Origin of the sequence: Kineococcus glutinatus, assembly GCF_039542765.1 — a bacterium.
Taxonomy (GTDB): Bacteria; Actinomycetota; Actinomycetes; order Actinomycetales; family Kineococcaceae; genus Kineococcus_A; species Kineococcus_A glutinatus.
The window spans coordinates 1-10,645 of sequence record NZ_BAABIL010000340.1; the positions used below are offsets into that span (position 1 = coordinate 1).

Annotated in this window: 8 protein-coding genes; 3 read left to right on the top strand and 5 right to left on the bottom strand. The window is 75.4% G+C overall.

Going from position 1 to position 10,645, the window contains the following annotated elements; genetic code table 11:
• A partial coding sequence (locus ABEB16_RS13100; RefSeq protein ID WP_345712690.1) for a vWA domain-containing protein occupies positions 1 to 1,776 on the top strand: 1,776 nt, incomplete at its 5' end.
• Between the two features lie 72 nt (positions 1,777 to 1,848).
• Here ABEB16_RS13100 and ABEB16_RS13105 read toward each other — a convergent pair.
• Positions 1,849 to 3,066 carry a cystathionine gamma-synthase gene (locus ABEB16_RS13105; protein ID WP_345712691.1) on the bottom strand — a complete coding sequence of 406 codons (1,218 nt, stop codon included), beginning with the start codon at positions 3,064 to 3,066 and terminating at the stop codon, positions 1,849 to 1,851.
• A 102-nt stretch (positions 3,067 to 3,168) separates the two neighbouring features.
• Here ABEB16_RS13105 and msrA point away from each other — a divergent pair, with 102 nt between their 5' ends.
• Positions 3,169 to 3,840, top strand: coding sequence for a peptide-methionine (S)-S-oxide reductase MsrA (gene msrA / locus ABEB16_RS13110; protein WP_345712692.1), 672 nt, complete (start codon positions 3,169 to 3,171; stop codon positions 3,838 to 3,840).
• A 93-nt stretch (positions 3,841 to 3,933) separates the two neighbouring features.
• Here the strand turns inward: msrA and ABEB16_RS13115 are convergent, their stop codons facing one another.
• Positions 3,934 to 5,898 (bottom strand): methyl-accepting chemotaxis protein, encoded by a 1,965-nt coding sequence (locus ABEB16_RS13115; RefSeq protein WP_345712693.1) that lies wholly within the window; start codon positions 5,896 to 5,898, stop codon positions 3,934 to 3,936.
• Between the two features lie 66 nt (positions 5,899 to 5,964).
• Positions 5,965 to 8,091: a transglycosylase domain-containing protein gene (locus ABEB16_RS13120; RefSeq protein ID WP_345712694.1), complete on the bottom strand. Its 2,127-nt coding sequence runs from the start codon at positions 8,089 to 8,091 to the stop codon at positions 5,965 to 5,967.
• Positions 8,092 to 8,300: 209 nt separating this feature from the next.
• Between ABEB16_RS13120 and ABEB16_RS13125 the strand changes: the two genes are divergently transcribed.
• On the top strand, positions 8,301 to 8,615 hold the full coding sequence (locus ABEB16_RS13125; RefSeq protein ID WP_345712695.1) for a hypothetical protein: 315 nt from the start codon (positions 8,301 to 8,303) through the stop codon (positions 8,613 to 8,615).
• A gap of 120 nt (positions 8,616 to 8,735) precedes the next feature.
• Here the strand turns inward: ABEB16_RS13125 and ABEB16_RS13130 are convergent, their stop codons facing one another.
• Together ABEB16_RS13130 and ABEB16_RS13135 are read right to left on the bottom strand one after the other, a co-directional pair.
• The gene (locus tag ABEB16_RS13130; RefSeq protein WP_345712696.1) at positions 8,736 to 9,653 is read right to left on the bottom strand and encodes a sugar phosphate isomerase/epimerase family protein; all 918 of its coding nucleotides are present in this window, start codon (positions 9,651 to 9,653) and stop codon (positions 8,736 to 8,738) included.
• Positions 9,650 to 10,645, bottom strand: a 996-nt coding sequence (locus ABEB16_RS13135; RefSeq protein WP_345712697.1) for a dihydrodipicolinate synthase family protein, incomplete at its 5' end; no start/stop codon positions are given. The genes ABEB16_RS13135 and ABEB16_RS13130, both read right to left, overlap by 4 nt.

The following is a 10,645-nucleotide window of genomic DNA, read 5'->3' on the forward strand; positions in this document are numbered from 1 at the left end:
GCGAACGCGCCCGCCCGGCGGCAGACGAGGACGTTGCCGGCTGCTCGTGACCGCGCCCGCGCGCAGCTGGACCAGGCGCTGGCCACCGAGCGGGCCGAGCTGGTGGGCCGCGACGACGACGAGGCCCGCTTCGCCGAGGCGCGCCTGGACGCCCTGCCCCGCTCCACGTCCCAGGCGGTGCAGGAGCTGGCCGACTACTCCTGGACCTCCCCGGAGGCGCGGGCGATCTACCAGCAGATCCTCGACGGGCTGCGCCACGACGTCCTCGACCACCAGTTCCGCGGGCTGCGCGAGGCGCTGGAGGCCGGCGACCCGGCGGTGCAGCAGCGGCTGAAGGACATGCTCGCCGACCTCAACCGGCTGCTGGCGGCGCAGGCCCGCGGCGAGGACACGGGCGAGATGTTCCGCGACTTCATGCAGCGGCACGGCGAGCTCTTCCCCGACGAGCCGGGGGACGTCGACGAGCTGGTGGACTCCCTGGCCCGCCGCGCCGCCGCCGCCCAGCGGCTGATGCGCTCGCTGTCCCCGCAGCAGCAGGACGAGCTGGCCCGGCTGATGGCGCAGGCCCTCGGCGACGCCGACCTGCAGGCGCAGATGGCCGCGCTGGGGGACAACCTGCGCGCGCTGCGCCCGGACCTGGACTTCTCGCGCGGGCAGCGGGTGCGGGGGGCGCAGGGCAGCGAGCCGCTGGGTTACGCCGACGCCGCCGGGGCGCTGGAGGAGCTGGCCGAGCTCGACGAGCTGGTCGACGCGCTCGGGCAGGAGCACCCGGGGGCGACGCTGGACGACGTGGACGTCGAGGCGGTGGAGCGCCGGCTGGGGCGCGGCGCCGCCGACGACGTGCGCCGGCTGCGGGAGCTGGAGCGGGAGCTGCAGCGGCAGGGGTGGCTCACCCCGTCACCGCAGGGCATGACGCTGTCGCCGAAGGCGCTGCGCCGGCTCGGGCAGACGGCGCTGAAGCGGGTGTTCGAGCGGGCGGTGACCGGCGGGCGCGGCGACCACGACGACCGCGACGCCGGTGGCGGCGGGGAGCCGACCGGGGCCTCGCGGCCGTGGCGCTTCGGCGACGAACAACCCCTGGACGTGGTGCGCACCGTGTCGAACGCGTTGCGCCGCAACGGCGTGGGGCGTTCCGGGGCGGTGCGGCTGTCGTGGGAGGACTTCGAGGTCGTCGAGACCGAGCGGCGTTCGTCCGCGGCGGTGGCGCTGTGCGTGGACCTGTCGTTCTCGATGGCCGCCGAGGGCCGCTGGGGGCCGATGAAGGAGACGGCGCTGGCGCTGTCGCACCTGGTGGGCACGAAGTTCCCGCAGGACGCCCTGCAGATCGTCGGGTTCGGGCTGCACGCGCTGCCGATGAACCTGCAGGAGCTGGCGGCGGTGGAACCGGACTACGTGCAGGGCACGAACCTGCAGCACGCCCTCGGCCTGGCGCGGCGGCACCTGCGCCGGCACGCCGACGCCGAGCCGGTCGTGCTGGTGGTGACCGACGGGGAGCCCACGGCGCACCTGGAGGACGGCGAGGCGCTGTTCCGGTGGCCGCCGTCGACGCAGACGATCCGCGCGACGATCGCGGAGGTCGACCAGCTCACCCGCTACGGCGCGACCGTGAACTTCTTCATGCTCGGGGAGGACGCCGGGCTGCGGCGGTTCGTGGACGCGGTGGCGCGGCGCAACGGGGGGCGGGTCCTCACCCCGAGCCCGGAGCGGCTGGGGCAGTACGTCGTGGACGACTACCTGCGCTCGCGCTCGGGGCGGCGGGGCCGGCGCGCCTCCTGACGCGGGGCGGGGACGTCGCGCCACCCGGCACCGGCGTGCCGCGTGCAGGACGTCCCCGGCCCCGCGCCGGGCTCAGCGCAGGGCGCGCTCGAGGTCGGCGATGAGGTCCTCGGCGTCCTCGATGCCCACCGACAGCCGCACGAGGTCGTCGGGCACCTCCAGCGGCGAGCCGGCCGTGGAGGCGTGCGTCATGCGGCCCGGGTGCTCGATGAGGGACTCCACCCCGCCCAGGGACTCCCCTAGGGTGAACACCTCGGTGCCCTTGCAGACCTGCAGGGCGTCCTCGGCGCTGCGGGTGCGGAAGCTCACCATCCCGCCGAAGCGGCGCATCTGCCTCGCCGCGACGTCGTGGTTGGGGTGCGAGGCGAGCCCCGGGTAGAGGATCGTCGTCACCCGCGGGTGCCGGGAGAGGTACTCCACGACCTTCTCGGCGTTGTCGCTGTGCCGCTCCATCCGGACGGCCAGCGTCTTCAGCCCGCGCTGCACCAGCCAGGAGTCGAACGGGCCGGGGACGGCGCCCATGGCGTTCTGGTGGAAGCCGATCCGCTCGGCCAGCGTCGAGCCGCGCCCGTCGTCGCCGTCGCGCAGCACGACCGCCCCGCCCACGACGTCGGAGTGGCCGCCGGCGTACTTCGTCGTGGAGTGCACGACGAGGTCGGCGCCCAGCAGCAGCGGCGTCTGCAGGTAGGGGGTGGCGAAGGTGTTGTCCACCACGAGCAGCGCGCCGGCGTCGTGGGCGATCTCGGCGAGCACGGCGATGTCGCCGATGGTCAGCAGCGGGTTGGTGGGCGTCTCCACCCACACCAGCCGGGTGCGGCCGGGCCGCACCGCGGCGCGCACGGCGTCGGGGTCGGCGAGGTTGGCGGGGGTGTGCTCCACGCCCCAGGGCCCGGCCACCTTGTGCACCAGGCGGTAAGTGCCGCCGTAGGCGTCGTTGGGCACGACGAGGTGGTCGCCGGGCCGGCACAGCGCCCGGATGATCGTGTCCTCCGCGGCCAGGCCCGAGGCGAAGGCGTAGCCGGCGTCGCCCTGCTCCAGGGCGGTGAGCTGGACCTCCAGGGCGCTGCGGGTCGGGTTGCCGGAGCGGGAGTACTCGTAGCCGGTGCCCAGGCCGGTGCGCAGGCCGCCGACCCCGTCCTGCTTGTAGGTGGAGACCTGGTAGATCGGGGTGACGACCGCGCCGGTCGCCGGGTCGGCCTCGGAGCCGGCGTGGATCGCGCGGGTGGAGAAGCCCGGCAGGCGCTCCGGGTCGGGTACCTGCGGGTCGGGCGTCGGGGTGTCAGCGGTCACGGGGGACGAGCCTAACCGGGCCGGGGCCCCGTCCCGAGCGGGCGGGAACGCGGGGACGCCCGCGGTGGTTGGACCGGGTGCCGCACGAGAGGAGCAGCACGCATGATGTTCGGCAACCCCTTCAAGACCCGCATGGTGACGGCGGAGGAGGCCCTGCCCGGCCGCCCCGAGCGCCCCTTCCACGTGCCGGAGGAGCACGCGGTGCTCGGCACCGCGCTCCAGGGCCCGTGGCCGGCGGGCACCGAGGTCCTGCACGTGGCGATGGGCTGCTTCTGGGGCGCGGAGCGGATCTTCTGGCAGCTGCCCGGCGTGGTGACCACGGCGGTGGGCTACATGGGCGGCTTCACGCCCAACCCGACGTACGAGGAGTCGTGCACCGGGCGCACCGGGCACGCCGAGGCGGTGCTCGTGGCCTACGACCCGGGGCGCACCAGCCCGGAGCAGCTGCTGAAGGTGTTCTGGGAGAACCACGACCCGACGCAGGGCTTCCGGCAGGGCAACGACCGCGGCACGGAGTACCGCTCGGCGGTCTACTGGACCACCCCGGCCCAGCGCGCCGCCGCGGAGACCACCCGCGACACGTTCCAGAAGACCCTCACCGAGCACGGCCACGGCCGGATCACGACCGAGCTGCGCCCCGCGGAGGAGGCGGGGCCGTTCTGGTACGCCGAGGACCACCACCAGCAGTACCTGGCGAAGGTCCCGAACGGCTACTGCAACCACGGCCCCAACGGCATGACCTGCCAGATCGGGCTGGCCACCGCCGAGGGCTGAGCACGCCCCGGGTGGCGGCGCCGGACCCGGTGCCGCCACCCGTCGGACCGTCAGACCCGCCAGACCCGTCAGACCCGTCAGACCGTCAGACCGTCAGACCCGGAAGCGCCCCACGAGGGAGTTCAGCTCCCCGGCCAGCTCCCGCAGCCGGGCGGCCCCGGCCTGCGTGGTGCCCGCCGCCGCCTCCGTCGTCTCCGCCGCCGCGGCCACCTGACCCACGCGGGCGACGACGGAGTCACCACCGGCGGCGGCCTCGACGCTCGTGCGCGTCATCTCCGCGGTCGTGGCGCTCTGCTCCTCCACCGCCCCGGCGATGGAGGTGGAGTAGTCGCTGATCTGGCGGACGACCTCCTGGATGCGCCCGATGGCCTCCGACGCACCGCTGGTGCCGGCCTGGATGGCGGAGATGCGCCGGGTGATGTCCTCCGTCGCCCGCGCGGTCTGCTGCGCCAGTTCCTTGACCTCACCGGCCACCACCGCGAAGCCCTTGCCCATCTCCCCCGCGCGCGCCGCCTCGATCGTGGCGTTGAGGGCCAGCAGGTTCGTCTGCTCCGCGATGGACGTGATGAGCTGCACGACGCTGCCGATCCCCGCGCTGGCCTCGTCGAGCTGGGCGATCTGCCGGCCGGCGGTGTCGGCGACGCTGACGGCCTCCTCGGCCACGCCCGCCGACCGGGCGGCGTTGGACGCGATCTCCTCGATGGAGGCGGACATCTCGGTGGCGCCCGCGGCCAGGCCCTGGATGCCGGCGTTGACCTGGCCCATGGCGCCGGACACCGCCGACATCCCGGCGGAGGTGCTCGCGGCACCGTCGCGCAGGTCACCGGCGACGGCCGTGAGGTCGTCGGCGGCGTCGCCGAGGGAGTCGGCCGAGGCCGCGATGCCCCGGATGGTGCTGCAGACCTTGTCGGCGAACCGGTTGAAGGCCGCACCCAGCTGACCGACCTCGTCGGTGTCGTTCTGCGCGACCCGGCGGGTGAGGTCGCCGTCGCCGTCGGCGATCTCCGCCATCCGCTCACGCAGCACCTCCACCGGCCGCAGCACCGAGCGCGCGACGAGGTAGGAGGCCACCGCCGCCACCAGGAGGGCCGCCAGGGCCAGGCCGGCGCTGAGGACGCGCAGGGACCGGGCGTCGGCCAGGACGGTGTCCGTGGGCACGGTGACGACCATCGCCCACGTGTCGGCCGCGCCGAGCGCGACGGGGACGGCGACCTGCACGACGTCGCGGCCGGCGTCGGTGGTGGAGCGGTCGACGGGCCGCCCGCCGTCGACGGCGGAGCGCACCAGGGCCGCGACCCCCGCGGGCGCGACCTGCCCGGCGCTCTCCCCCGCACCGCCGGCGACGACGGCGCCCGCGGTGCTCACGAGCAGAGCCCTACCGGTGCCGTAGGGCCGCATCGCGCTCACCTGCTCCTGCAGCGCCGTCAGGGGCAGGTCGACGCCCGCCACGCCGAGGGTCTCGCCGTCCACCACGACCGGCACGGCCACCGAGGTCATGAACACCTCCTGGCCGTCGACCTCGTAGGCGTACGGCTCGAGGACCTTCTCCTCGCCCGTGGTGCGCGCGATGAGGTAGTAGTCGCCGGCGCCGGCCTCGTCGTAGCCCGTCAGCGGGGTCAGGGCGATCCCGGCGCCGGTGCGGTACCAGTAGGGGACGTAGCGCCCCGTGGCGTCGTGGCCGCTCGTGCCGGCGTGCTCGGCGTCGCGGCCGTCGAAGGCGTCGGGCTCCCACCCGGTCCACGTGCCGACGAGGCCGGGGTTGTCCGCCAGGACGCGCTGGAGCAGGGCGTCGGCCTGTGCGCGGGTGCCGCCGGTGTCGTGCAGCGCGGTGAGCGCCGCCGCCAGGGTCCGCGTCGTGCGCAGCGCCCCGTCCAGGGTGTCCTGCGCCTGCGCGGCCTCGCCGGTCGCGGTGAGCTCGGCGGTGCGCAGCCCGCTCTCGCGCGCCGAGGCGCTGCTGCGGCTGGCGATGGCCCACACGAGCGCGGTCATCGTCACGGCGAGCACCAGCACGACGCTGAGGGCCATGCGCAGCTTGAGGGTGAGGCGGGGGGCGCGCATCCGGGTGCTCCGATCGCAGGCGGGTACGCCCCCATCGGCAGCCGGGGCCCCGGCCTGAGCGCGGCGTCAGCCCGGGGGCGCGAACTGCTGCACCGGCAGGGCCAGGGCGGCGGACGCACCGCCCACCGCCTCGCGCCAGATCGGTGCGGCGAGCGTGCCGCCGTAGACAGCCTCGCGCACCACGCCGTTGACGGGCCGGCCGTTGAGGCTGCGGCTGCCGGTGGCGTGCCCCACCCACACCGCCGCGGCGAGCTGCGGGGTGTAGCCGCAGAACCACACGTCGGTGCTGTCGTTCGTCGTGCCGGTCTTGCCCGCCACGGGCCGCTCGGGCAGCCGCGCCGCGGTGCCGGTGCCGGCGTCGACGACCTCCCGCAGCGCCTCGGTGGCGGTCCGGGCGACCTGCGGCTGGACGACCTGGGCACACCCGGCCCCCGGCACGGGCAGCACCCGCCCGTCGCGGTCGCGCACCTCGCCGATCGCGACCGGCCGGCAGAACAGCCCGTCGGCGGCCAGGGCCGCGTAGGCCCCGGCCATGGCGAGGGGTGAGACCTCGTTGACGCCCAGGGTGAGGGAGGGGAACACGTGCAGGTCGGTGGTGGCGGGCTGCCCCGCCACCTTGACGGTCGGGGTGGCGAGGCGGACGCCGAGGTCCTGGGCGGTGCGGGCGATGGCGCAGAGGTCGAGTTCCTTCTCCATGGCGACGAAGGCGGTGTTCACGGAGTCGCGGGTGGCCTGCCGGACGGTGAGCCGCCCGGACTCGTCGCTCTCGGCGTTGCCGTAGGTGTAGCGCTCCCCGCGCATCGGCCGCCCGCACGCGGTGAAGGCGCTGAAGGGGTCGTTGCCGCGCTCGGGCGCGACGACGGTGTCCTCGAGGGAGCGGCCGGAGGCCAGCCACTCCAGCAGGGTGAAGGTCTTGAACGCCGATCCGGTCTGGAAGCCGTTGCCGCCGCCGAGGGCGCGGTCGACGTTGTAGTTCACGGTGGTCACGCCGAGGACGTCCTCGTCCGGGGAGTAGGTGGTGTCCTGCGCCATGGCCAGGATGCGCCCGGTGCCGGGTTGCACCACGGACACCGCGGCCCGCGCCTCCTGCCCGGGGGCGACGCCCCGGTTCACGGCGTCGGCGGTGACCTGCTGCACGCGCGGGTCGAGGGTGGTGGTGATCGTCAGCCCGCCGGTGCGCAGCAGCTGACGGCGCGCCTCGGGGGTGGGGCCGAACGCGGGGTCGGCCAGGACGAGCCGGGTGACGTGGTCGCAGAAGTAGGCCGCCGTCCCGGCCGCGATGCAGCCCTGCCGGCTGGGCTGGACGCGCAGCTCCAGCGGCGTGGCGACCGCGGCGTCGTGCGCGGCCTCGTCGATGACGCCGACGTCCCGCATCACGGCGAGCACGACGTCGCGGCGCTCGCGGGCGGCGACGGGTTCGTCGATCGGGTCGTACTCGGCCGGGTTCTTCACGACGCCCGCGAGCAGCGCCGCCTCCGGCAGGGTGAGGTCGCGCGCGCTCTTGGCGAAGTACAGCTGCGCGGCCGCCTCGATGCCGTAGGCGTTGTGGGAGAAGTACACGATGTTCAGGTATCCCGCGAGGATCTCGTCCTTGGACATGCGCTTCTCGACACCGACGGCGAGCTTCACCTCCCGCAGCTTGCGGGCGTACCCCTCGCTCCCCTCGGCGGCGGTGGCCTCCTGCGCGGAGCGCTCGTCGCCGCGGGCGGCCGCCTCCTCGACGAGGACGTTCTTGACGTACTGCTGGGTGAGGGTGGAGGCGCCCTGCGTGCCGCCGTCGCCGGCGGCGTTGTTGACGAGCGCGCGGCCGATGCCCTGCAGGTCGACGGGTCCGTGCTCGTAGAACCGGGCGTCCTCGACGGCGACGATCGCCTGGCGCATGACCGGCGCGACGGCCTCCAGCGGGACGACGACGCGGTTCTGCTCGTAGATGCGGGCCATCGGTGAGCCGTCGGCGTACAGGATGGTGCTGGGCGCGGAGACGCCCGCCTCGCTGAGGCCGGTGGGCAGCGCCTCGAAGAGGTCGACCCCGCGCCGGGCGAGGAACGCGGCGGCGGCGGCGGAGGGTGCGGCCAGACCGGTGACGACGATCCCGGCCGCGACGCTGACGCCCGCGAACGCGGCGACCAGCCGGGTGACCCCCCACAGCGCCGCTCGCGGCCGCCGCCCGGGTTGGGGACCGGTGTCGTCCACGTCGTCCAGCGAACCACGAAAGCCTGCATGACGCCTGCCTGGCGGGCACCTGCCCGGCGGGGTCCGGCGCTGGGGCGGCGACGAGGTCGCCGTGCGGTCCCCGGAGCGGCCGGGGGTGGCGGACCGCTCGAGCCGTCCTCGACAGGAGCACTGCGTGTAACCGGCTGTATCCTTTGTGTGGTCAGTTCGTCTCCGCCCGGAGGTCTGCCGTGCCCCAGCTCACCGACGACGACCGCCGCATCCACGCCTTCGTCGCGAACTGGTACCGCACCCACCGCGGCGCCCTGCCCGCCGAGCGCGTCGCCGACGCCGTCGGGCTGCCCTGCGAGGCGGTCTGCGCGGCCGCCGGCGTCCTGGCCGTCGCCACCGGCGTCCGCATCGCCCGCTCGGCGTCGCCGGCCGGTGGCACCAGCGGCGTCCTGTTCGTCGACGCCCCACCCACCACGCACCGGCTCCTCGACCTGACCGGGACCGGCCCCACCACCGCGGACCTGACGGGCGCCCGCACCCGGCTCACCTCCTGAGGCGCTGCGCGGGCGGGCGGTACGGGCCCGCAGCGCCCGTCGCCCGCACGCGCAGGTGCCCCGGTCCTCGCGGGACCGGGGCACCTGCGCGTGCGTCGCGCACCGCGACAGCGGCGCGGCTCAGCCGACGAGGACGTGCTCCACGTAGCGGCGCAGCACCGTCGCCACCACCTCGTCGGGGTCGGCGGCCCACACGTCGGCGTGGAAGATCTCCGTCTCCACGTCCCCCCGGTAGCCGGCGGCGTGCACGGCGCGGGAGATCGAGCCGAAGTCGATGTGCCCGTCACCCATCATCCCGCGGGCCAGCAGGGTGTCCGCCGGCAGCGGCGTGATCCAGTCGCACACCTGGTAGGTCGCGATCCGGGCCCCCGCCCGGGCGATCTGCCGCTCGACCTCCGGGTCCCAGAACACGTGGAACGTGTCCACGGTGACGCCGACCTGCTCCAGCGGGAACTGCTCGGCGATGTCGAGGGCCTGCCCGAGCGTGGAGATGACCGCCCGGTCGGCGACGTACATCGGGTGCAGCGGCTCCAGCGCGAGACGGACCCCGCGCTCGCCCGCGTACGGGGCCAGCTCGCCGACCGCGTCGACCACCCGCTGACGCGCACCGGGCAGGTCCTTGGACCCGGCGGGCAGCCCGCCGACCACCATGACGAGGGTGCCGGTGCCCAGGGCGGCGGCCTCGTCGATGGCCAGCCGGTTGTCCCGCAGCGCCTCGGCGCGCTCCTCGGCCCCGGACGCGGTCAGGAAGCCACCGCGGCACAGCGTCGAGACGCGCAGCCCGGCCTCGCGCAGCAGGCGCACCGCCGCCTCCAGGCCGACCTCGTGCAACCGGTCGCGCCACACCCCGATCGCGGGGACGCCCGCCCGGCGGCAGACCTCGACGGCCTCGACGAGCCCGATGTGCTTGGTCGTCGCCTGGTTCAGCGAGAACCGCGCGATCCGCGGGTCACCGGGGCCGGGGGTCTCCAGCGCCGCGGGGCGGCCCGAGGGCACGTCCAGCGCCGCCCCCCGCGCGACCGGCTCGACCGCGGTCACGCGCCGAACCCGTGCACGTCGAGGTAGGCGCGCATCCGGCGCGCGGCCAGCTCGGGGTCGGCCAGCAGCCCGGCCTCGTCGGCCAGCCGGAACGTCTCCGCCTGGTGCACGGCGCTGCGGGCGCTGTGCAGCCCGCCGACCATCGCGTAGCCGGGCTGCAGGCCGTTGAGCCAGGCCAGGAACGCGATGCCCGACTTGTAGTAGTACGTCGGGGCGCCGAACACGTGCCGCGCCAGCTCCAGCGTCGGCTTGAGCGCGGCCTCGTAGCCGGCCACGTCGTCGCGGTCCAGCGCCTGCAGCGCCGCCGACGCCGCCGGCGCGATCGCGGCGAAGATGCCGAGCAGCGCGTCGGAGTCGTGCTCGCCGTCGCCGAGGATCAGCTCGGGGTAGTTGAAGTCGTCACCCGTGTAGACCCGCACGCCGTCGGGCAGCGCGCGGCGCAGGCCGGCCTCGTGGGCGGCGTCGAGCAGCGACACCTTCACCCCGTCCACCTTGTCGGCGTGGTCCCGCACCAGCCGCACGAAGGACTCGGTGGCGCGCTCGACGTCGGCGTGGCCCCAGTAGCCCGCCAGCGCCGGGTCGAACACCTCCCCCAGCCAGTGCAGGATCACCTTGCCGGAGGCCTGCCGCAGCAGCGGGGAGTAGACCTCGTGGTAGTCGTCGGCGCTGCGGGCGGTCGCGGCGAGCTGGCGGCTGGCCATCAGGATGACCTGCGCACCGGCGCCCTCCACGACGGCCAGCTGCTCCTCGTAGGCGGCGCGCACCGCGGCCAGCACGGACGGGCCGGGCGGCAGGTGGTCGGTGCCCACCCCGGCGGCGATCCGCCCGCCCACCGCGCCCGCCTCGGCCGCGCTGCGGCGCACCAGCTCCTGCGTGGCCGCCCAGTCCAGGCCCATGCCGCGCTGGGCGGTGTCCATCGCCTCGGCGACCCCCAGCCCCCAGGACCACAGGTGGCGGCGGAAGGCGAGGGTGGAGTCCCAGTCGACGTCGGC